The organism is Allobosea sp. (genome assembly GCF_051860145.1).
Taxonomy (GTDB): domain Bacteria; phylum Pseudomonadota; class Alphaproteobacteria; order Rhizobiales; family Beijerinckiaceae; genus Allobosea.
The window spans coordinates 213,969-234,899 of sequence record NZ_JBHYEM010000006.1; the positions used below are offsets into that span (position 1 = coordinate 213,969).

Here is a 20,931-nt window from a genome sequence, read left to right on the forward strand (position 1 = left end):
TCACGCAGCCTCGTCGAAGGCACGCTCGCGGGCCGAACGGAAGGCCGGGGCGACCAGCACGACGATCAGCGCAAGCGCCAGCAGCAGGAAGGTCAGGCTGATCGGGCGCTGCACGAAGACCGCCGGATCGCCCTTCGAGATCAGCAGCGCGCGGCGCAGGTTCTCCTCGATCATGGGTCCCAGGATGAAGCCCAGCAGGAGCGGGGCCGGCTCGCAGCGCATCTTGAGGAAGATGTAGCCGAGGACGCCGAAGCCGCCGGCCAGCACCACGTCGAGCCAGCTCGAATTGAGGCTGTAGACGCCGATGCAGCAGAACATCAGGATCGCGGGATAGAGGATGCGATAGGGCGCCGAGAGCAGCTTCACCCAGATGCCGACCAGCGGCAGGTTCAGTACGATCAGCATCAGGTTGCCGATCCACATCGAGGCGACCAGGCCCCAGAACAGCTCGGGCTTCTCGGTCATCAGCTGCGGTCCGGGCGAAAGCCCCTGCATCATCAGCGCGCCGATCATCAGCGCCATCACGGCATTGGAGGGCAGGCCGAGCGTCAGCATCGGGATGAAGGAGGTTTGCGCGGCCGCGTTGTTGGCCGCCTCCGGCCCGGCGACACCGGGCAGCGCACCGTGGCCGAACTCCTTCGGCGTCTTCGAGAGCTTCTTTTCCAGCGAATAGGTCGAGAAGGCGGCGAGCACCGGTCCGCCACCCGGCAACAGGCCAAGGCAGGACCCGAGGGCCGTGCCGCGCAGCGCCGGCGGGAGCATCGCCTTGATGTCCGCCCATCTCGGCATCAACCCGCGGATCTCCGCGAGATAGCCCTTGGTCTCGGCGCGACGCTCGAGATTGGCGATCGTCTCGCCGATCCCGAAGATGCCCATCGCCACGACGGCGAAGTCGATGCCGTCGCCGAATTCCGGAATGCCGAAGGTGAAGCGCTCGAAGCCCGTGTTGACGTCGGTGCCGATCGAGCCGAGCAGGAAACCGAAGGCGAGCATGGCGAGCGCCTTGATGACCGAGCCATGCGCCAGGATGACGGCGGCGACCAGGCCGAACACCATCAACGAGAAATAGTCGGCCGGCCCGAAGCTCAACGCGACCTCCGCCAGCGCCGGCGCCAGTATCGCGATCACCAGCGTCGCGATCGAGCCCGCGATGAAGGAGGCGAGGGCGGCGGTGGCGAGCGCGAGCCCGGCCTTGCCCTTCCTTGCCATCTGGTAGCCGTCGATGGCGGTGACGACAGCCGAGGATTCGCCCGGCAGGTTGACGAGGATCGCAGTGGTCGAACCGCCATACTGCGCCCCGTAATAGATCCCGGCGAGCATGATGATCGCTGTCTGCGGCGGCAGCGAGAAGGTGATCGGCAGCAGGATCGAGATGGTCGCCACCGGCCCGAGCCCGGGCAGGACGCCGATGATGGTCCCAAGCACCGTGCCGGCGAAGGCGTAGAGCAGATTGGTCGGCGTCAGCGCGACGCCAAAGCCGAAGGCGAGATTGCTGAAGATGTCCATGTGAGGCCCGATCAGCGCGGCAGGAGGGGCAGAGGCATGCCGAGCCCCCAGACGAAGATGACCGCACCGAGCAACGCCAGCGCCACGGCGAGCACGGCGATGTCGATGAGCCCGCGTTCCTCGCCAGCCAGCCGCGCCAGCACGACGAGCGCGGCGATTGCGAGCAGGAAGCCGCTGCGTTCGATCAGCATCGCGAACAGGAAGACGCCTGCGAAGACCAGAACGACCGGCCTGAGGGTGATCGTGCCGATCTCTTCGCCGTCATGCAGCATCGACTGAATGATGCCGAGCGCGCCGAACAGCGTCAGCGCGGCGCCGATCACCATCGGCATGAAGCCGGGGCCCATGCGCGCCGCGTTGCCCAGATTGTAGCGCGAGGCGCCGTAACAGGTCGCAAGGCCGACGAGGCCGAAGAACAGCCCGGCGATGAGATCGGCCGAGAAGCGGATGCGGAACGTACCCATGGATCACCCCGTCGCATAAGGAGCATGGCAGGAGCGCTGGCCATGCGCCGGCCATGTGCTTGGCCCGGTCGGGCGCGGCTCAATCGGGCTTGGCGCCGGTCAGCTTGATGACCCGCGCCCATTTCGCCGAGTCCTCGGCGATATAGGCGGAGAACTCCTCCGGTGTCGTGCTCGATACGGGGATAACGCCGGCCTGCTCCATGCGGGAGCGGATCGTCTCGTCCTTCATCGTCTCGACGATCGCCTTGTGCAGTTTATCGACGATCGGCCGCGGCGTTCCGGCCGGGACCAGGATGCCCTGCCAGGAGCTCGAGACGTTGTCGGGGAAGCCCTGCTCGTTCATGGTCGCGACGTCGGGCAGGCCGGGCACGCGCGCTTTGGTGCTGACGCCGAGACCCTTCAGCTTGCCGCCCTTGATATGGTTGATCGCCGAGGAGATGGTCACGAACATCGTCTCGACATGGCCGCCGAGAACATCGGCCACCGCCGGCCCGGCGCCGCCCTTGTAGGGAATATGGTTCATGTCGAGCCCTGCATTGGCCCGGAACAGCTCCATCTCGAGCCGGTTGAGGCTGCCGGTGCCCGGCGAGGCAAAGTTCACCTTGCCGGGGTTCTTGCCGACATAGTCGACGAACTCCTTGGCGTTGTTCGGCGGGAATTTCGGGCTGCCGATCAGGATGCCGGGCGTGTCGGCGACGATCGAGACGGCGATGAAATCCTTCTCCGGCTTCACGCGCAGATTCTCGAACAGGCTCGGATTGATCGAGACTGTGCCGACATTTCCGAGGAGCACCGTGTAGCCGTCGGGTGCGGCGCGGGCTGCGGCGTCGAGCCCGACATTGCCGGCGCCGCCGGCGCGATTCTCGATGACGACCTGCTGGCCGAGCATTTCGCTGAGCTTCGGCTGCATCAGGCGGGCCGCGAAATCGGAGGCGCCGCCGGGCGCGAAGGGCACGATCATCCGGATGGGCTGCGTCGGCCAGTTGGCCTGGCCGAAGGCGGTCGCCGGCGCGAGCGCCGCACAGGCCGCCAACGCTAGTAGATGGCGTCTTTTCATGGTCGATCCTCCCCAGGATTGAAAATGGGCCGTTTGCCTCTCGCTCGGCGCGTCGGCCGTTATGTCGGGTTCAGGCCAGTTCCACCTCGCGGTCGAGTTCCTTGATCTCTTCGGTTTCGAGCGGCAGCGGGATCGGCCGCCTCAGCCTGGCCGAGACGTCCATCGCCTTGGTCAGCATCAGCCGCTGATGCGCCTCGCGCGCGGTGCAGTGCTGGCTCGGCACGCCGGCCGCGACGCGATTCAGCCAGGCCTCGGTCTCGCCGCGCATCGGGCCGCGCAACTGGCCGAGCGCCATGTCGCCGGGCGGATAGCTGCCCATGAAGTCGACCAGCCGGTTCTTGTCGGGCAGGTAGCCCGTCGATGGTCAGTACGCCGTGGGTGCCGACGATGCCGACATCGAGGCTGTAGACCGCGCCCGGCCAGGTGATCGGCAGGGCCCAGGAGATGTTGAGGTGGTAGAGCGTGCCGTCCGACATCGAGATCATGCCCGCGGTGGCGTCGATGCCCTTCCAGTCCGGGCCGAGCACCTTGTCGACGGAGCGGGCATAGACCTCGACCGGCGTCTTCTTCTCCAGATACCACATGACGATATCGAGCGCGTGCGTGCCCGAAATGACCATGGGCGAGATCGTCTCCGGCGCATCCGAGCGGCGGTAATTGTCGATCGCGACCAGCCGGTTCATGAAGGCGCGCGAGGTGACCAGCGTGACGTCCCCGAGCGCTCCGGTCGCGACCTTTTCCTTGGCGGCGAGCCAGCGGCGGCGGAAGCGCTGGGTGTAGCCGACCACGGCATCGATGCCGGCGCGGTCGAGTTCGTCCAGAACCCGGGCGGAGTCGTCGAGCTTGGTGGCGAGCGGCTTCTCGATCAGCATCGGCAGGCGGCGGGCCGCGGCGTCGAGCACCGGGCCGACATGGAGATGCTCGTCGGTCGCGACGATGACGGCGTTCACTTCCGGCCGGGCCAGCAATTCGCGATAGTCGGTGGTGACGAAATCGGCCCCGATTTTGCGGCCGACCTCCTCGCCGCGCTCGGGCTTGATCTCCGCCAGCCCGATCCATTCGACGCAAGGATGCAGGTTGGCGACGCCGCCCCGGAACAGCCCGACCCGGCCCGCCCCGATGATGGCGAGCCCGATTCCCTTCGCTTTTGGTCTCATCGCATGCCTCCGGCGGCGGCCAGCTTGACGCGCTGCTCGTTGCCGAGCGGCAGGGTGACCGGCTCGCCGGTCTCGGTGGAGAGATCGGCTGCCAAGTAGACCTCCATGACGGCCCGCGCGCTTTCAGGCGTCACCATCACCGGCCGGTCGCGGGCCACCGCCTCGAGGAAGTGGATCGTCTCCGGCCCCATCGCGCCGGCATAGACGTGGTCGACCTGCTCGCCGGGCATGGTCGACATCGGAAAGACCGTGCCGCCGGACAGCGTCGAGAGCGCCACGTCCTTGTGGCTGTCGTCGATCATCAGCGCGCCTTCGGAGCCGACAATCTCGATCCAGGTATGCGAGAAGTTCGGATAGGCCGGCGGCAGGATCCAGCCGGCGCCGATCATCACCACGACACCGTTGTCCATTGTCACTGTGATGAACTGGCAGTCGGGCAGGCCGGTCGTCGCGTGCATCACGCGGTTGGCGCCCTGCGCATAGACGCGCACGGGCTTGGCCGGCTCCAGCAGCCAGAAGGCGAAGTCGAGGTCATGCGTCGCCTCCATCGCGGCGGGGCTGAGCTTGATCCGGCCCGAGATCTTCTTGCCGAGATTGCGCGTGATGTGCCGGCTGACCAGCACCGAGACCGGCTCGCCGAGCGTGCCGTCGGCGAGCTTCTTCTTGGCGAAAGCGAATTTCGGGTTGAAGCGCTGCGAATAGCCGATGGTGAACTTGATGTTGTTGCGGCGGGCGAGCTCGACCAGCTCGTCGGCCTCCCATAATTCGAGCGCGATCGGCTTCTCGAGGAAGACGTGCTTGCCGGCGAGCAGGGCCTCCCTGGCGATCGTGTAATGCGTCGTCTCCGGGGTGGCGCAGACATAGAGCGCCTCGATGGCCGGGTTGGCGATCAGCTCCTGATAATCGGCTGTCGCGGTCGCGGCGCCCGTCGAAGCCGCCACCTCCGCAAGGCGCTCTGCGTTGGTCTCGGCAATGTGCAGCCGCGCGACCAGCGGATGGTCCTTCAAGGTCTCGGCGCGGATGCCGCCGCACCAACCCGTGCCGATCACGCCGACTTCGATCGCCTTCATCCTGTCCGATCCTCCCTTGGACACCGTCTCTTGCGGACTGGTCATGGCGGATCGGACCATGCGCAAATTGCCGCCACAAATACTCTTTCGCGATGACTCCATGCCGCTCCGACATAGATCGGCGTCGTGCCGCCAGGATGATGACGCCGCGGCGTGACTCGGCTAAGCGCTTGGAGAAAGGGAGATTTCAAAGCATGACGACAAGTGCTCAATCGCCGGCTCCGCTGCTGATCGCGGTCGCGCCAACCGGCGCCAGGCGGGGGAAGGCGGATCATCCGGCCCTTCCAGTCACGTCCTCGGAGATCGCTGCGGAGGCTGTTGCCTGCCGGGCAGCCGGCGCCGCCATGCTGCATCTGCATGTACGTGATGCCCAAGGCGCGCACAGCATCGACCCGGAGCGCTATCGCGAGGCGAGCGCGGCCGTGCGGTCGGTCTGCGCCGACATCGTCATCCAGATCACCACCGAAGCGGTCGGCCGCTATACGCCTGAGGAGCAGGCGGACTGCATCCGCAGGCTGCGACCCGAAGCGGTCTCGATCGCCATTCGCGAGATCTGCCCTCCCGGCAGCGACGAAAGGCAGGCGGAGGCTCTCTTCGGCTTCATGGCGGCCGAGCGGATCGCGCCGCAGATCATCCTCTACGACACCGCCGATATCGCGCATTTCCTTAATCTGCGTCGGCGCGGCGTTCTCTGCGAGGCTGACCGCGTGCTCTATGTGCTGGGCCGCTACAGCCCCGGCCAGCGTTCCGGTCCCGCCGATCTGATACCCTTCCTGAACGCAGCTGAGGGAGAGGCGCTGAACTGGTCGCTCTGCGCCTTCGGCCCGCTGGAACGGGCCTGCGCACTCACGGCGGCCGGGCTCGGCGGCCATGTCCGCGTCGGCTTCGAGAACAATCTCTGGCTCCCGGACGGCAGCGTCGCCCCGGGCAATGCCGCGCTGGTCGCCGGCATCGCTGCAGCCGCAGGCGACATGGGGCGCAAAGTGGCGGACCCGCATGAGGCGCGCGCCATTCTCGGCTGCCGCAACAGCTGAATCACGGCGGCGATTAGGTGGTCTGCCCGCTCAGGTTGCGGTCGTCGGCGGCATGGAGAACACTCGCCGGAATGCTCAATCTCGTCGAAGGCAGGCACACCGGCGCTATTGCCGCTTCACCAGAGAACATGTCGATGCCTCTATCGGCTGGAAGGCCTGATCTCCCGGAATGGTCGCGAGGAACTTGTAGTAATCCCACGGTGCCTTGGATTCAGACGGCTTTTTGACTTCATAGAGGTTCATGGCATGAACCATGCGGCCATCCGGTCTGATCCTCCCATCCTTGTAGAATATGTCGTTGACGGGGCTGGCGCGCATCGCGTCCATCACTGCCGCCGAGTTGTCCGTCTTCGCGGCTTCGACGGCCTTCAGATAGTGCAGCACCGAAGAGTAGGTCCCCGTCTGCAGCATGTTCGGCATGGATTTGACCTTGTCGAAGAATGTCTTCGACCAGGCGCGCGTCTCGTCGTTCGTATCCCAATAGGATGCCTCGGTGATCGTGAGGCCCTGTGCTTCCGCCAGCCCGAGCCCGTGGACGTCGTTGATGAAGCCGCCGAGCGTGGCGAGCTTCTGGCCGGCCTGCGTCAGGCCGAACTGGGCGGCTTGCTTGATCGAGTTGATGGTGTCGTTGCCGGCATTCGCCAGCGCCACGACCTTCGCGCCCGATGACTGGGCCATCAGGAGAGCGGAGCCGAAATCCGCGGTTCCGACCGGCACCTTGACGCTGCCGAGCACACGCCCCTTGTTTTCCGTGACGACCCGGGTCGCCTGGGTTTGCAGCCCATGGCCGAACGCGTAGTCGGCGGTCACGAAATACCAGGAGTCGAAGCCTTGCCGCGCGAGCGCCTGGCCGGTGCTTTGCGCGATGGCATAGGTGTCGTAGGCCCAATGCACGACGAAGGGCCCGCAATTCTCGTTGGTGATCCGGGTCGAGCCCGGCGACGAGAGGGCGATGATCTTTCCCTTCTCCTTCGCGATCTCGATGACCGCCAGGGCCGGTGACGACGAGGCGACGTCGAGGATCGCATCGACCTTGCCTTCGTCGAACCATTTCCTGGCGATCGAGGCTGCGATGTCGGGCTTGTTCTGGTGATCGGCGTAGACGAGCTCGACGGGCTTGCCGAGCACCTTCCCACCGATTTCGTCGATCGCCATCTGGGCCGCGGTCACGACGCCGATGCCGGTGATGTCGGCGTAGACGCCGGACATGTCCTCGATCACGCCGATGCGAACGACGTCGTCGGACACGGCAGGCGACTGGGCTCGCGCCGTGAGCGGCGCGATCGTCATCGCGCCGGCCGCAATCAGCCCGAGCGATACTGTGTTCAAGCCCTTCATGATCCCTCCCGAGGTTTTATGGGCCGATCAAAGCCGGCCTTCGTTGGGATATTCTGTGGTTGGACGCAGGGCATTGCTCAACGTCGGTGCTCGACATCGCGCGGCTGACCGGATGTGGTTTTCGGACAGGCGCCGCGCTTCAGCCCTTGCTCCGCGCGGCGAAGGCGGCCAGCCCGCGCCTGGCGTCCTCACTCGTGAAGGTGCGCTGCCCGAGCTCGGCCTCCGCCGCAAAGGCCTCGCGGAAGGGGAGGTCCTGAAGTGTGAGCGCGGCCTGCTTGATCGTCTGGATCGCCGTGGGGCTCAGCGCCGCGATACGCTGCGCCAGCTCTTTCGCAGCGGGCTCGACCTCGTCAGCCGGCAGGACGCGGTTCACGACGCCGCGGGCCAGCATCTCCGCACTGGAGAAGCGTTGCCCCGTCAGCAGGATCTCCATCGCGTGGGCATGTCCGATCTGGCGGATGAGACGGACCAGGGTGCCGCCGGCGGGGACGAAACCGTGGATCGGCTCCGGCAGCTGGAAGACGGATTCGTTCGAGGCGATGCGGATATCGGTCGCCAGCATGATCTCGAAGCCGCCGCCAATGCAGAGGCCCCGGATCGCGCAGATGACCGGCTTGTAGAGCGGCACGTTCTTGAGATGGGCCGGATCCCAGGCGCTGATGTCGAAACGGTCGCTCGCGAGGGCCGGGATGGATTCGGTCAGATCCGCGCCGACGCAGAATGCGCGCTCTCCTGCCCCGGCCAGCACGATCGACCGGATCTTGTCGTCCTGCGCGGCCTGGGCGAAAGCGCGCCCCAGATCGTCATACATCGCGAGCGACAGCGCATTCAGCTTTTCCGGACGCGAGATGCGGATCGTCGCAACTGCTCCCTCCTGTTCGACGTCGATCGCCATCTCAGACGGCTCCGCCGTCCACGAGGCGCCGGATCTCCTCCTCGTCGAGCTTGAGGAACTCCGACAGGATCGTCCGCGTGTGCTCGCCGGGGGTGGGCGCCTTGCCCAGCGGAATCTCGCCCGTCCGGGACAGCTTGATCGGCGATCCGAACATCCGCACGCTCTCGCCGGCTACCGGGATCTCGACGATCATGTTGCGGGCCGCCACATGGGGATCCTCGACCACTTCGGGAACGCTCCTGATGGCGCTGAGCGGGATCCGGTCTCCGGCCATCGCCTCGAGCTCGGCCTTGCCGTAGGCGCTGAACCAGCGCTCCAGCAGCGGCTTGACCTTTCGGTCCGCCACTTCGGGATCGAAGCGCTTCTCCATCGTGTCGATTTCGGGATCGTCCGCCTGGTGCGGCTCCCCGAACATTTCGCAGGTCAGGCGCCAGAACTTGTCCGTGTAGCCACCGAAGAAGACGTAGCCGTCCTTGCACGGGAATTGGCCGTAGGGCCGCACGAAGGGATGGTCATTGCCGAGGGGCGCGGCGACCTCGCCCTTGGTGGTGTAGCGGACGACGGCGTTCTCCGTGAGCGTCAGGATCGAATCCTGCTGCGAGACGTCGACCACCTGACCGTTGCCCGTGGACTCGGCGGAGCGCAGGGCCGCGAGCGTCCCGATGGTCGCGTAGAGCGACGCGGCGAGATCGCCGATGATCGTTCCGACGCGCACCGGCGGGCGGTCCGGATAGCCGTTCATCGACCATAATCCGCCGACCGCCTGGCCGGTATTGTCGAAAGCCGGGCGCGAGGAGTTCGGTCCGGTGCGGCCGAAACCGCTGATCGCGGTGTAGACCAGGCGGGGATTGCAGCGCCGAAGCTCTTCGTAACCGAGCCCGAGCTTGTCCATGGTGCCGGGGCGAAAGTTCTCGACCAGAACATCTGCCTGACGGACAAGCTGCTTCAGCAGCTCCTTTCCGTCCGGGGATTTCAGATTCACCGTGATCCCGAGCTTGTTGCGATTGAACTGGGAGAAGAACGCGCTCTCCCCAGCGTCCTCCTTGCCGGTGACCATCGGCGGGAAGCTGCGGGCATAATCTGGATCGTCGGGATGCTCGACCTTGATGACGGTCGCGCCGAGATCGGCGAGCAGCATCGAGCAGAATGGCCCTGCCACGACGCGGGTTATGTCGAGGACGACGATGCCGGCCAGCGGTCGTGCCTCTTCGCGCGCATCGCCGTCCTGCGCCTTGACGCCTCCCATCACGCTTCCTCTTTCCATTTATGCGGCCACGCGCGCTTGTTCGGCACGCGCGACCCGGGACCCCGTTCGGCGCCCGAGATGACGTGATACGAACTCACCCGCCTCGATCAAGGCCGGGAGATCAATTCCCGTCGACAGGCCCATGCCGTGGAGCATGTAGACGACGTCTTCGGTCGCGACATTTCCGGTCGCGCCGGCCGCGAAGGGGCAGCCCCCCAGCCCGGCGACCGAGCAGTCGAACGTCCTGATGCCCGTCTCCAGACTGGCATAGGTGTTCGCGAGGGCCTGGCCGCGCGTGTCGTGGAAATGAAGCGCGACGCGGCTCGCGCCGATTTCGCCGGCGACGGCCTCGGCGATCGCCTTGGTGTCGCGCGGTGTCGCGACACCGATCGTGTCGGCGACCGACACTTCGTAGCAGCCGAGTTCGGCAAGACGGCGCGCGAGGCTGGTCACGGCCGAGACCGGTACCTGACCCTCGTAGGGACAGCCGAACGCGCAGGAGACATAGCCGCGCACGGGCATCGTCCCCTCGAGGCGCGCGAAGATCGGTTTGAACCGCTCGATGCTCTCGTCCACGGAGCAGTTGATGTTGCGGCGGGAGAATGTCTCGCTGGCCGATGCGAAGACCGCGACCTCGTCGACGCCGGCGTTGATTGCCGCTTCGAGCCCTTGCAGGTTTGGCACCAGCGCTATGCGGCGTGCCTCTCCCGGTCGTCGAAGCTGCGCCAGGACGCCCGCCGTGTCGGCCATCTGCGGCACATGGCGCGGCGAAACGAAGCTTCCCACTTCGATCGATTTCAAGCCGGCCTTGACCAGCAGGTCCACGAACTCCGCCCGGATGGAGGCCGACAGCGCGACGGACTCGGCCTGCAATCCATCCCTGGGCCCTACTTCGACGATCCGAATATCCTCTGACATGTCCGCCCGCCGTAGTTTCGCGTCACTCTTGCCCGAGGCTCGTCGAACACAAAATGGAGACATCGTCCGTCTTTTCAGATCTTTTATGTAGGAAAAAGCCATGATCTGAAGCAGGCAAACTGCGCTAGCTGATAGGCATGGTCCGACCGCCGCGGAACGGAGTCACATATGGACCGGCAGGCGCCAGAATTGATCCGGGCGGGGTCAGAGGTGGATTTCATCGTCGACTTCTATTCCCGCATGCTTGCCTTGCTCGACCAGGGCGCTGTGTCCTCGGTCTTCGACCTTCTTGGCGCGGAAATCCGCCCACTCCCTTCCGAGCTTCGTGGCCGGCTCGAGGCCGACATCGCGCTCGCGATCCGGCTCCGCGAGAATGTCGAGCACAAGCTGAAGCGGGAGCACGAGCTCATCGCCCTCAACGAGACGGCACGCGACCTCTCGGCGATGCGCGACACCGACCAGGTGCTGCAGGCCATCATCCGCCGGGCGAGGCAGCTCGTCGGCAGCGATATCGCCTACCTGTCCGCCGCCCCCGATGACCGCAGCCCCTTGCATGTCAGGGCGACCGAAGGCGTCATATCGGAGGCCTTCGCCACCATCATCGTCCCGCGCGACGTCGGCATCTGCGGGAGCGTGGTCCGCACGCGCAGACCCTGCCAGTCGGGCCAGTACAGGTCCGACAGGCGCTTCCATCACGACCCGGTCATCGATGCGGCCATTCAATCCGAAGGCGTCGTCTCCATCCTCGGCATTCCTCTGGAGCTCGAGGCGCACATCATCGGCGTTCTGTTCGTCGCCGACCGCTACGAGCGCGTGTATAATCCGCAGGAAATCTCGATCCTGCAGTCTCTCGGCACCTTCGCTGCGCTCGCCATCGAGAATGCGCGCCTGCTGGAGGAGGGACAACGGGCGTTGAGCATGGCGCGGGACGCCAACCTCGCCTTGCGAGCCAAGGCCGACGACATCGAAAGCGCCGCCATCGCGCATGAGCGCCTGACAGAACTCATCGCCCGGGGCGGATCGCTCGAAGACCTTCGGCACCGCGTGGCGACGCTGCTGGGCGGTGACGCGATCATTCTCGACGAGCGGCAGATCGCGATTGCGGGAGGGCTTCCCGACGCGATGCCCGAGAATGGGCTCGCATCCGCGATCCGGGAAAGCGTCCGCCTCGGCCGCTCCGTGCAGTTCGAGGCGGCACCCGCCGGGATCGTCACGGTGGCGGCCGTCACGAGCGGCGCCGTTCGCCTCGGCGCCCTCGTGTTCATCCGCTCGAAGCCGATGTCCTCGCCCGAGATCCGCACCCTGGAGCGGGCGGCGCTGGTCACTGGCATCGTCCTGCTGTCGATGGAGCGCGTCGCCGAAACCGCCTATCGCAACGTCGCCGACATCATCTCGGCATTGCTGCGAGGCACCTCGGATCCGTTCGGGCCGGAGGGATCGCAGGCCCTGCCGGCGGGGGTCTCGTTGTCCTGGCCGGTGACGATCCTTCTCGTCTCCTGCAAGGACGGTTTCGCCGCGCACCTGCCGCAGGCCCTGCGTGCGGCCGCCTCCGGGCGCCAGACGATCGGCGCCGCATTCAACGGCGACCTTGCCGTCGCGACGGCGAACCACGACTGGATGGAGCTGGCTCGCAGGATCGCAGCGGCTCTGGAAGAGGGGGGCCGTCACACTTACAATATCGTGGCGTCGCAACCCGTTTCGGACATCGCCGCGGCAACGGCCGAGTACCAGCGCCTCCGGCGCGCCCTCGCGCTGCTGCGCAGCCTGGGCCAGAGCGGCAGAGTGGTCCCGGAGAAGGTGCTGTCCCTCTACGCTCTGCTTTTCGACGGGCAGGGCGAAGACGCCGCGCGCCAATTCATCCACCAGACGATCGGCCACCTGCTGGATCATGACAGGCGGCGCAAGGCCCACCTGGCTCCGACCCTGTTCGCATATTTCGAAACCGGCCGCAGCCTCCAGCGGGCTGCGGACATGCTCGCGATTCACGTCAATACGATGCGGCAGCGCCTGGATGCGATCGGCGCGATCTGCCCCGATTGGTCCGAGCCGAATCGCGGGCTCGAGCTCCACATGGCGCTTCGGTTGCATCGGCTGAGCGAAACGCTCCCTGCCTGACGCAATGGAGGACGGACACCGTCCTGCGCCGATCCTGTATGGGCTCACGCCATTGTCGAAAGCGCACCGGCCTCGTTTAACCGCCACATTGCACAAGAGAGCGGAGCCCTGTGTCGATGCCGGTCAACAGTCGCCTACCTGGCTTCTACAAGCTGTCCCCGAGCGACCGTCTGGCGAGCGTGACCCGCGCCTCGGGGCTCGCGGAAACGGACCTCTCCTGCCTCGTCCCTGCTGATCCGGACATGCTGGCCATCGCCGATCGAATGATCGAGAACGTGGTCGGAACCTTGTCCGTTCCAGTCGGGATCGCGGCGAATTTCACGATCGGCGGCCACGACTATCTCATTCCCATGGCTACAGAGGAGCCCTCGGTCGTCGCGGCCGCGAGCAACATGGCCTCCGTCGCGCGGTTGCATGGCGGCTTTCACGTGTCGACCGACCTGCCCATCATGGTCTCCCAGGTTCAGGTCGTCGGCGCGCCTGATCCGCGCGGCGCGCGCATGCGCCTCTACGAGGCCGAGACGGAGCTCCTCGCCCTCGCCAACGAGCAGGACCCCCTCCTGGTCAAGCTGGGTGGCGGCGCACGCAGCATCGAGGTCCGCATCGTCGAGGCGAGCGGCGCCGTCTATGTGGTCCTGCATCTGCAGGTGGATGTGCGGGACGCGATGGGCGCCAACGCCGTCAACACCATGGCGGAGGCGATCGCACCACGCGTCGCGGCGATCGCGGGCGGGCGCGTCCGGCTCCGGATCCTCACCAACAAGGCCGACCGGCGCCTGGCGCGGGTGCGTGCCGTCTTCGATCGCGAGGCGCTGGGCGGAGAGGATGTGGTGAGCGGCATCGTCGACGCCTACCGGTTCGCCGCTGCCGATCCCTACCGGGCGGCTACCCACAACAAGGGGATCATGAACGGCATCACAGCCGTCGTTCTGGCGACGGGCAACGATACGCGCGCGGTCGAGGCCGGTGCGCATTGCCACGCCGCGTCGAGCGGGCGCTATACGTCGCTCTCCCATTTCGAGATCAATGCGGACGGCAATCTCGTCGGAACGCTGGAGGTGCCGATGGCGGTCGGCCTGGTCGGCGGGGCGACGAAGACCCATCCGGCCGCCCGTGCCGGGGTCAAGCTCCTCGGGGTCAAGTCGGCGCAAGAGCTGGCGCAGGTCATCGTGGCCGTGGGGCTGGCGCAGAATGTCGGAGCGCTTCGAGCCCTGGCAGCCGAGGGAATTCAAAAAGGCCACATGTCGCTCCACGCCCGTAACGTTGCGGCAGCGGCGGGCGCCACAGGCGATGAGATCGAAGCGGTCGTGGAGCGCCTCAAGACAGGCGGGCATGTCCGGCTCGATAAGGCGGAAGCGATCCTGGCCGAACTAAGAGCGGAGACGGCGTGATCGTCGATGTCCGCAGCAGGCTCGTGGCGCAGCTGCCGACACCGCCATGTGATGGACCTCGACCCCTTCCGGACTCCGCGACGCGATGACGAACAGCACCTTCGATGAAGTCCCGGACGCCAGCATCGATCAGCCCGCCCTCGGCCCATCGTTAAGGCTTTTTCCAACAGCCAAAAAGGCACTGGCGATGCCAAAATGGGGAACGTGAACCATGAGAAGACGCGGATTCAACAAGCTGCTCTTGGGTGCCGGCCTCGGTTTGCCGGCTATGAACCTGTTTCGTGACGGCGTCGCCTATGCTCAGGGCCGATCTGGCGGCCTGACCGCGATCATCAACCCCGAGCCACCGGTCCTGACGCTGCCGCTCAACCAGCAGATCCCGGTGGGCACCATCGGCGGCAAGATCTACGAAAGCCTTCTCGATTATGATTTCGACCTCAATCCGCGCCCGCAACTGGCCGAGCGCTGGGAGGTCTCCGACGACGGGCTGACCTACAGGTTCCATCTCGTCAGGAACGCCAAATGGCACGACGGCAAGCCGTTCACCTCAGCCGACGTCGTCTTTTCCTGCAACGTCATGTTGAGGGAGGTGCATCCGCGCGCACGCGGTGTCTTCGAGCGCTGCGAAAGCATCACCGCGCCTGACGATCACACGGTCGTGTTCAAGCTGAAGGAGCCCTTCGGCCCGTTCCTGCTTGCCTTCGAGACCAGCTCGGCGCCGATCGCGCCGAGGCACATCTACGAGGGGACGGACTACCGCAAGAACCCCGCCAATGACACGCCGATCGGCACCGGGCCGTTCAAGCTCAAGGAATGGCGGCGTGGCAGCCATATCCATCTCGTCGCTAACGAGGACTACTACATCAAGGGCCAGCCCGCGCTGACGGAGATCTTCTACAAGATCATTCCGGACGGAGCATCGCGCTCGGTGGCCATGGAAAGCGGGCAGGCCCAGCTGTCCCAGTTTTCCGACATCGAGCCGTTCGACGTGCCGCGGCTGGCAGCCATGCCCCAGCTCAAGATGACCACCAGGGGCTACGAGTTCTTCAGCCCTGTCCTTTGGTACGAGATGAACCTGCGCCGCAAGCCGTTCGACGATATCCGCTTCCGCAAGGCGTTGCGGCTCCTGCTCGACCCGAAATTCATCGTCGAGCGGATCAATTTCGGGCTCGGCAAACCCGCCACGGGACCCATCGCCTCGACCACGCGCTTCTACGATCCCAACGTCACGATCTACAGGACGGACGTCGCGGCTGCGAAGGCGCTACTCGACGAGATGGGCCTCAAGCCGGACGCCGGCGGCGTGCGCGCCAGGATCCGCTTCCTGGTGGTGCCGTTCGGCGAGTTCTGGACCCGGCTCGGTGAATATTTCCGGCAGGCCCTGAAGCAGGGCGGCATCGAAGTCACGCTCGACACGACCGATGCCGGCGGCTTCGCCGAAAAGGTCTCGAACTGGGACTACGAGACGACGTCCAACATGCTTTACCAGAACGGCGACCCGGCTCTTGGCGTAGCCCGCAGCTATATCAGCTCCAACATCCGCAAGGGCGTGATGTTCACCAATACGCAGGGCTACTCGAACAAGGAGGTCGACGATCTCTTTGCCCGTGCCGCCGTGCAGACGTCGGACAAGGAGCGGGCGGCGCTCTACAGCAAGGTCCAGAAGATCCTCGTCGACGACCTGCCGGTCCTGTGGATGACGGAGCAGCAATTCCCGACCATCCACGATGCGCGCCTGGAAAACCTCATCGACAGCGCGATCGGCGTGAACGGGACTTTCGGACGGGCGCGCTGGGCCTGACATGCCGCTGCGCGCTTTCCTCTCTCGGCTGGCGGGGATCGTCGTCACGATCTTCGTCATCGCGACGATCAACTTCGTCCTCGTGCGGGCCGCGCCGGGCGATCCGGCTGCCGTGATCGCCGGTCAATCGGGAGCCACCGACGAGGTATTCCTGCAGCAGGTGCGCGCCGAATACGGGTTGGACAAACCCTATGTCGCGCAACTCGGCGCCTATCTCGGCAAGGTGGCGACCCTGGACCTGGGCTATTCCTACCGCCTGCGCCGGCCGGTCAAGGACCTGCTCGCCGAGCGCCTCGGCCCGACGCTCCTGCTGACGCTGTCCGCCTTCCTCCTGTCGCTCTCCGGCGGGGTGATCTTCGGCGCGCTCGCCGGCATCCGGCATGGGAAATGGTCCGACCTCGCCATATCGCTGCTGGCGCTTGTCCTCTACGCGACCCCCGTCTTCTGGCTTGGGCTCATGCTGGTCCTGCTGTTCTCGATCCAGCTCGAATGGCTTCCGGCCTTCGGTTACACGGATATCCGGGCAGGCCAGCTCGGGACGATGGCCTACGCACTGGATGTCCTGAAGCATCTCTGCCTGCCGGCCGTCACGCTCGGGGCGATCTACATGGCCGTCTATGCCCGGCTGATGCGCGCCTCCGTGATCGAGGTCGCGGCCGAGGACTATATCAAGACAGCCCGCGCGAAAGGCCTGAAGGAAGGCGCGATCCTGCGCGGGCACATGCTGCGCAACGCCTCGCTCCCCGTCATCACCTTTGCCGGGCTTCAGGTCGGCGCCATGATCGGTGGCGCGGTGGTCGTGGAGACCGTCTTTTCCTGGCCAGGCCTCGGCAGGCTCACCTTCGACGCCGTCACCAGCCGCGACTACCCGGTTCTGCTCGGCCTCTTTCTCGTCATGTCGGTCCTGGTGATTTGCGTGAATCTTCTCACGGATCTGATCCACCGCCTGGTCGATCCCCGCCTTGCAGTCAGATGACATGATGAACGACAGCCTACGGACATTTCTTCGCCACCCTGCAGGCATGCTCGGCCTTGCAATCCTTTCCATCGTTTGCCTGGCCGCCGCTCTCGCGCCGATCCTCTATCCCGGCTCCCCCTGGGACATGGCTGGCGCGCCGCTGAGAGGACCGGGAACCTCGGGCGCTCTGCTCGGCACGGACACGATGGGGCGCGACATCGCGGCGGGCATCATGCACGGTGCCCGCGTATCGTTGATGATCGGCGTCGCCTCGACTTGCGCCGCGCTCCTGCTGGGCGTGACGCTGGGCGCCATCGCCGGCGTCGCCGGCGAGACCGCCGACCATCTGATCGTGCGGTTCATCGAGATCTTCCAGACGATTCCGAATTTCGTGCTGGCCATCCTGCTGGTCGCGATCCTGACCCCGTCGATCACCACCATCATCCTCGCCATCGGCCTTGTCAGCTGGCCGCCGCTGGCGCGGTTGACCCGCATCCAGGTGAAGAGCATCGCTGCGCGCGAGTTCGTCCAGGCCGCCCGCTGCCAGGGGCAGGGCGCGCTCTCCGTCCTCCTGCGCCACATCATTCCGAACGCGATATCGCCGATCATCGTCACCGGCTCCATGGCTGTCGCATCCGCGATCCTCATCGAGGCTGCCTTGAGCTTCATGGGGCTTGGCGATCCCAACTACATGTCCTGGGGGTACATGATCGGCGCCGGACGGTCGGTCATCCGTCAGGCGTGGTGGGCGAGCCTCTTCCCGGGTTTGGCCATTCTGCTGACCGCCGTCGCCATCAATCTCATCGGAGAAGCGCTCAACGACGCCCTCAATCCGAGGATTTCGCGCTCATGACGCTGCTCTCGGTCCAGAACCTGTCCATCGCCCTGCCTGCCGGCGGCGATCGGTCCCATGCCGTCTCGCAGGTCAGCTTCGACATCGACGAGAACCAGATCGTCTGCCTGGTCGGCGAATCGGGATCGGGAAAATCGATGATCGCCCATGCGATCCTGGGCCTTCTGCCTCCCGGAATTGCCGTCGATGCAGGCGCATTGATGTTCGACGGCGCCGACCTGGCGCGCCTGTCGCCGGCGCAGAAGCGTGCCGTGCGCGGGGACCGGATCTCGATGATATTCCAGGAACCGCTGACGGCGCTCAATCCGCTGAAACGCGTCGGGGAACAGGTCGCGGAGGCCATTCGCGTTCATCGGGGATCGCTGTCGGCGCGAGCCGTGGCCGGGAAGGTGGAGGAACTGTTCGGGCAGGTCGGGCTGTGCGATCTGCCGCACCTGCAGACGGCTTATCCCTTTCAGCTCTCGGGCGGGCAAAGGCAGCGGGTGATGATCGCCATGGCGCTGTGCAACAATCCCAGGCTGCTGATCGCCGATGAGCCGACGACCGCGCTCGACGTGACGACGCAGCGCCAGATCCTGGACCTCATCAAGAGCCTGCAAAAGACCCACGACATGGGTGTGCTGTTCATCACCCATGATATCGGCGTGGTCGCCGACATCGCGGACAAGGTCGTCGTCCTGCAAAACGGAAGCATCGTCGAGAGCGGGGCAGCGGATGCGGTCCTGATGAAGCCGACCCATGCCTATACGCAGATGCTGCGTGACGCCGTTCCGGGGCGAGGGGCCTTTCGCAAGGCGGCAGATGCGGCCTCGCCCATTCTCGAGATTCGGGGATTGCAGAAGCGCTTCGTCACGCGGCAGGGGCTTTTCGCGAAACCGCGCGAGGTGGTTGCGGCGCGCGACGTCAGCTGTCACCTGGCGCCGGGAGATACGCTGGCGGTGGTCGGCGAAAGCGGCTCCGGCAAGTCGACGCTCGCACGCATCCTGCTCAGGCTGGTCGAGCCCGATGCAGGGGAGATCCTGTGGCGCGGCGGGTCCGTGCGCGGCATGAGGGGAAACGATCTTCGCAACTTCCGCCGTAAGGTGCAGATCGTTTTCCAGGACCCATACTCCTCCCTCGATCCGCGCCTGAAGGTGGGGGACAGCATCTGCCGGGGACCCATGGCCTTCGGTGCCAGCCGTGCCGAAGCACGACGGCTTGCCGAGCAATGGCTTGAACGCGTCGGGCTCGGCCCGAAGGCCTTCGACCGCTTCCCGCATGAGTTTTCGGGTGGGCAGCGCCAGCGGATCTGCATCGCGCGGGCTCTCGCGCTGCAGCCGGAGGTGCTTATCGCCGATGAAGCGGTCTCCGCGCTCGATGTATCGATCCAGGCGCAGATCCTCGATCTCCTGAATGATTTGAAGACGGAAATGGGGCTGGCGATGATTTTCATCACCCACGACCTGCGCGTCGCCCGGGAGATCGCCGACCGCGTCCTCGTCATGCGGCAGGGACGAATCGAAGAAGAGCGCCCCACGGAGGAGCTCTTTGAAGACCCCCGGAGCGACTACACGAAGCGCCTTCTGGATGCTGTGCCGGGCCGTTCCTTCTTTGCCTCCCGCGCCGCGGCCGGAGTGCCGGCGTGACATCCGCGCGCATTTCGCAGACTTCCACCAGATACCACCGATAAGGCGACAGACCGTGAGCAACGATCTTTGGCAATGGACAGCTGCGGAGCTTGCCGCCGCTATTTCGACAGGCCGCATCAGTTCGGTCGAGGCGACGCAGAGTGCCCTGGCGCGTCTGGACGAGGTCAACCCGGCCATCAATGCGGTTGTCGACACGATGCCGGAGGCAGCGCTCGGCGAAGCGAAGGCCGCCGATGAAGCCTTGCGGAAGCATGGCCCGAGGGGGCCGCTGCACGGCCTGCCCGTGACCATCAAGGTCAATGTCGACTACAGGGGACGCGCGACGACCAACGGGGCCGTCGTCAACAAGGACCACAGGGCGGAGAGCGATTCCTCCACCGTTGCCGCCTTGCGGGCAGGCGGAGCGCCCATCTTCGGCCGCACCAACACGCCTTGCTATTCCATGCGCGCCTTCACCAATAACGACCTGCATGGAGCGACGCTCAATCCCCATGACGCGGCGATCACCTGCGGTGGCTCGTCGGGCGGTGCCGGAGCGGCCGTGGCTGCCGGCATCGGCGCCATCGCGCATGGCAACGACATCGGCGGCTCGGTCCGCCACCCCGCCTATTGCTGCGGCGTCTATGGCCTGCGCCCGACGGCGGGGCTCGTCCCGGGAACGAGCCTGTCCATGCCGGAACGCAAGATCGTCTCCCAGCTCATGGCGGTTCAGGGCGCGCTGGCCCGTTCGGTCGAGGATCTGCGGCTCGCCATGCAGGTTCTGACTCGGCACGACCCGAACGACGTGTGGCAGGTGCCGGCCGGGGATATTTTTGCGCCCCTGAGACACAGGACCTGCAAGGTCGCCGTCGTCGCAGAGACTGACGAGAGCCCCATCGATCCGGAGGTCACGGCCGCCATTCGCCAGGCCGCCGATATGCTGGCTGACGCGGGATACGAGGTCGCCGAAGTCCCGGCGCCATCGTTCAAGGAACTTGTCGAACATTGGCGCCTCATCCTCGGCAACGAGATGCGCGGCGGGCTCGGGCTTCTCATGGAGGCCCACGGCGACTGGAAGATGAAGAAGATGCTCGAGATGCAGCTCGACGGCGTGCCGGTCATCGACAGCCGCGACGGCATGTTGGAGGGCCTGGCGCAGCGCGCCCGCCTGGCGCGCAAATGGCAGCATTTCATGGAGAGCTGGCCGCTGGTGCTCACCGCCGTGAGCTGGGTGAAGCCGATGGTCGACGACCTCGACGTGTCCGGCACGATCGACGCCGATTGGTTCTACCGGGTGACCGCGCCGTATATGGGCACTCCGACGATCGGCCTGCCGGGGCTTGCGGTGCCGGTAGGCACCGTGCCGGGCAAACCGATGGGCGTTCAACTCCTGGCGACACGCTTCGGCGATCGCCTGCTGCTCGAGGCAGGCGCGGTCCTCGAGCGCGCCATAGGGCGGATCGCGCCGATCGATCCCGTCACGGTGAGTGGAGGCTGAGGTTCAGGCGACGAGTTCTGCAC

General features: G+C 65.8%; 18 protein-coding genes. 9 read left to right on the forward strand and 9 right to left on the reverse strand.

All coding sequences use genetic code 11. The features are described 5' to 3' along the window. From ACTIF2_RS12935 to ACTIF2_RS12955, 5 genes are all read right to left on the reverse strand, one after another. Positions 1 to 1,506, reverse strand: a complete 1,506-nt coding sequence (locus ACTIF2_RS12935) for a tripartite tricarboxylate transporter permease (protein ID WP_439497479.1) — start codon at positions 1,504 to 1,506, stop codon at positions 1 to 3. Positions 1,507 to 1,517: 11 nt separating this feature from the next. Next, entirely contained in the window at positions 1,518 to 1,970 is a 453-nt protein-coding gene (locus ACTIF2_RS12940) for a tripartite tricarboxylate transporter TctB family protein (protein ID WP_439497480.1), read from the reverse strand. Positions 1,971 to 2,049: 79 nt separating this feature from the next. Beyond that, complete coding sequence (locus ACTIF2_RS12945; protein ID WP_439497481.1) at positions 2,050 to 3,027, reverse strand: Bug family tripartite tricarboxylate transporter substrate binding protein; 978 nt, start codon at positions 3,025 to 3,027, stop codon at positions 2,050 to 2,052. A gap of 59 nt (positions 3,028 to 3,086) precedes the next feature. After that, positions 3,087 to 4,184, reverse strand: coding sequence for a Gfo/Idh/MocA family protein (locus tag ACTIF2_RS12950; RefSeq protein WP_439497482.1), 1,098 nt, complete (start codon positions 4,182 to 4,184; stop codon positions 3,087 to 3,089). Beyond that, entirely contained in the window at positions 4,181 to 5,254 is a 1,074-nt protein-coding gene (locus ACTIF2_RS12955; protein ID WP_439497483.1) for a Gfo/Idh/MocA family protein, read from the reverse strand. The genes ACTIF2_RS12950 and ACTIF2_RS12955 overlap by 4 nt, the downstream gene beginning before the upstream one ends. A 194-nt stretch (positions 5,255 to 5,448) precedes the next feature. Between ACTIF2_RS12955 and ACTIF2_RS12960 the strand changes: the two genes are divergently transcribed. Further along, entirely contained in the window at positions 5,449 to 6,288 is an 840-nt protein-coding gene (locus tag ACTIF2_RS12960) for a beta-keto acid cleavage family enzyme (RefSeq protein WP_439497484.1), read from the forward strand. Positions 6,289 to 6,393: 105 nt separating this feature from the next. On the opposite strand, the gene ACTIF2_RS12965 is transcribed toward ACTIF2_RS12960, so the two are convergent. The 4 genes from ACTIF2_RS12965 to ACTIF2_RS12980 all read right to left on the reverse strand — a co-directional run bounded on the left by ACTIF2_RS12965 (position 6,394) and on the right by ACTIF2_RS12980 (position 10,685). Beyond that, positions 6,394 to 7,626 carry an ABC transporter substrate-binding protein gene (locus tag ACTIF2_RS12965; protein WP_439497485.1) on the reverse strand — a complete coding sequence of 411 codons (1,233 nt, stop codon included), beginning with the start codon at positions 7,624 to 7,626 and terminating at the stop codon, positions 6,394 to 6,396. Between the two features lie 139 nt (positions 7,627 to 7,765). After that, on the reverse strand, positions 7,766 to 8,521 hold the full coding sequence (locus tag ACTIF2_RS12970; RefSeq protein ID WP_439497486.1) for an enoyl-CoA hydratase/isomerase family protein: 756 nt from the start codon (positions 8,519 to 8,521) through the stop codon (positions 7,766 to 7,768). Position 8,522: 1 nt separating this feature from the next. Beyond that, complete coding sequence (locus tag ACTIF2_RS12975) at positions 8,523 to 9,767, reverse strand: CaiB/BaiF CoA transferase family protein (RefSeq protein ID WP_439497487.1); 1,245 nt, start codon at positions 9,765 to 9,767, stop codon at positions 8,523 to 8,525. 18 nt (positions 9,768 to 9,785) lie between these two features. After that, positions 9,786 to 10,685: a hydroxymethylglutaryl-CoA lyase gene (locus ACTIF2_RS12980; protein ID WP_439497488.1), complete on the reverse strand. Its 900-nt coding sequence runs from the start codon at positions 10,683 to 10,685 to the stop codon at positions 9,786 to 9,788. Positions 10,686 to 10,853: 168 nt separating this feature from the next. On the opposite strand from ACTIF2_RS12980, the gene ACTIF2_RS12985 reads away from it, so the two are divergent. The 8 genes from ACTIF2_RS12985 (at position 10,854) to ACTIF2_RS13020 (ending at position 20,908) form a co-directional block, all read left to right on the forward strand. After that, a complete protein-coding gene (locus tag ACTIF2_RS12985) occupies positions 10,854 to 12,800 on the forward strand; it encodes a helix-turn-helix domain-containing protein (RefSeq protein WP_439497489.1) in 1,947 nt (648 codons plus the stop codon). A gap of 116 nt (positions 12,801 to 12,916) precedes the next feature. Further along, on the forward strand, positions 12,917 to 14,191 hold the full coding sequence (locus ACTIF2_RS12990) for a hydroxymethylglutaryl-CoA reductase, degradative (RefSeq protein WP_439497490.1): 1,275 nt from the start codon (positions 12,917 to 12,919) through the stop codon (positions 14,189 to 14,191). Positions 14,192 to 14,276: 85 nt separating this feature from the next. After that, on the forward strand, positions 14,277 to 14,399 hold the full coding sequence (locus tag ACTIF2_RS12995) for a hypothetical protein (protein WP_439497491.1): 123 nt from the start codon (positions 14,277 to 14,279) through the stop codon (positions 14,397 to 14,399). A 3-nt stretch (positions 14,400 to 14,402) separates the two neighbouring features. Next, positions 14,403 to 15,992: an ABC transporter substrate-binding protein gene (locus ACTIF2_RS13000; RefSeq protein ID WP_439497492.1), complete on the forward strand. Its 1,590-nt coding sequence runs from the start codon at positions 14,403 to 14,405 to the stop codon at positions 15,990 to 15,992. Between the two features lies 1 nt (position 15,993). After that, positions 15,994 to 16,968 carry an ABC transporter permease gene (locus ACTIF2_RS13005; RefSeq protein WP_439497493.1) on the forward strand — a complete coding sequence of 325 codons (975 nt, stop codon included), beginning with the start codon at positions 15,994 to 15,996 and terminating at the stop codon, positions 16,966 to 16,968. A gap of 4 nt (positions 16,969 to 16,972) precedes the next feature. Next, entirely contained in the window at positions 16,973 to 17,803 is an 831-nt protein-coding gene (locus ACTIF2_RS13010) for an ABC transporter permease (RefSeq protein WP_439497494.1), read from the forward strand. After that, a complete protein-coding gene (locus tag ACTIF2_RS13015; RefSeq protein ID WP_439497495.1) occupies positions 17,800 to 19,428 on the forward strand; it encodes an ABC transporter ATP-binding protein in 1,629 nt (542 codons plus the stop codon). The genes ACTIF2_RS13010 and ACTIF2_RS13015 overlap by 4 nt, the downstream gene beginning before the upstream one ends. A 55-nt stretch (positions 19,429 to 19,483) precedes the next feature. Beyond that, a complete protein-coding gene (locus ACTIF2_RS13020) occupies positions 19,484 to 20,908 on the forward strand; it encodes an amidase (RefSeq protein ID WP_439497496.1) in 1,425 nt (474 codons plus the stop codon). The last annotated feature ends 23 nt before the right edge of the window (positions 20,909 to 20,931 follow it).

Excerpts from the sequence above, each read along its gene's own strand:
- ACTIF2_RS12950 (WP_439497482.1), bottom strand. The coding sequence starts at position 4,184 with ATGAGACCAAAAGCGAAGGGAATCGGGCTCGCCATCATCGGGGCGGGC.
- ACTIF2_RS12955 (WP_439497483.1), bottom strand. The coding sequence starts at position 5,254 with ATGAAGGCGATCGAAGTCGGCGTGATCGGCACGGGTTGGTGCGGCGGC.
- ACTIF2_RS12945 (WP_439497481.1), bottom strand. The coding sequence starts at position 3,027 with ATGAAAAGACGCCATCTACTAGCGTTGGCGGCCTGTGCGGCGCTCGCG.
- ACTIF2_RS13015 (WP_439497495.1), top strand. The coding sequence starts at position 17,800 with ATGACGCTGCTCTCGGTCCAGAACCTGTCCATCGCCCTGCCTGCCGGC.
- ACTIF2_RS12965 (WP_439497485.1), bottom strand. The coding sequence starts at position 7,626 with ATGAAGGGCTTGAACACAGTATCGCTCGGGCTGATTGCGGCCGGCGCG.
- ACTIF2_RS12995 (WP_439497491.1), top strand. The coding sequence starts at position 14,277 with ATGACGAACAGCACCTTCGATGAAGTCCCGGACGCCAGCATCGATCAG.
- ACTIF2_RS12975 (WP_439497487.1), bottom strand. The coding sequence starts at position 9,767 with ATGGGAGGCGTCAAGGCGCAGGACGGCGATGCGCGCGAAGAGGCACGA.
- ACTIF2_RS12940 (WP_439497480.1), bottom strand. The coding sequence starts at position 1,970 with ATGGGTACGTTCCGCATCCGCTTCTCGGCCGATCTCATCGCCGGGCTG.
- ACTIF2_RS12935 (WP_439497479.1), bottom strand. The coding sequence starts at position 1,506 with ATGGACATCTTCAGCAATCTCGCCTTCGGCTTTGGCGTCGCGCTGACG.
- ACTIF2_RS12990 (WP_439497490.1), top strand. The coding sequence starts at position 12,917 with ATGCCGGTCAACAGTCGCCTACCTGGCTTCTACAAGCTGTCCCCGAGC.
- ACTIF2_RS13010 (WP_439497494.1), top strand. The coding sequence starts at position 16,973 with ATGAACGACAGCCTACGGACATTTCTTCGCCACCCTGCAGGCATGCTC.
- ACTIF2_RS13000 (WP_439497492.1), top strand. The coding sequence starts at position 14,403 with ATGAGAAGACGCGGATTCAACAAGCTGCTCTTGGGTGCCGGCCTCGGT.
- ACTIF2_RS13005 (WP_439497493.1), top strand. The coding sequence starts at position 15,994 with ATGCCGCTGCGCGCTTTCCTCTCTCGGCTGGCGGGGATCGTCGTCACG.
- ACTIF2_RS12980 (WP_439497488.1), bottom strand. The coding sequence starts at position 10,685 with ATGTCAGAGGATATTCGGATCGTCGAAGTAGGGCCCAGGGATGGATTG.
- ACTIF2_RS12985 (WP_439497489.1), top strand. The coding sequence starts at position 10,854 with ATGGACCGGCAGGCGCCAGAATTGATCCGGGCGGGGTCAGAGGTGGAT.
- ACTIF2_RS12970 (WP_439497486.1), bottom strand. The coding sequence starts at position 8,521 with ATGGCGATCGACGTCGAACAGGAGGGAGCAGTTGCGACGATCCGCATC.
- ACTIF2_RS12960 (WP_439497484.1), top strand. The coding sequence starts at position 5,449 with ATGACGACAAGTGCTCAATCGCCGGCTCCGCTGCTGATCGCGGTCGCG.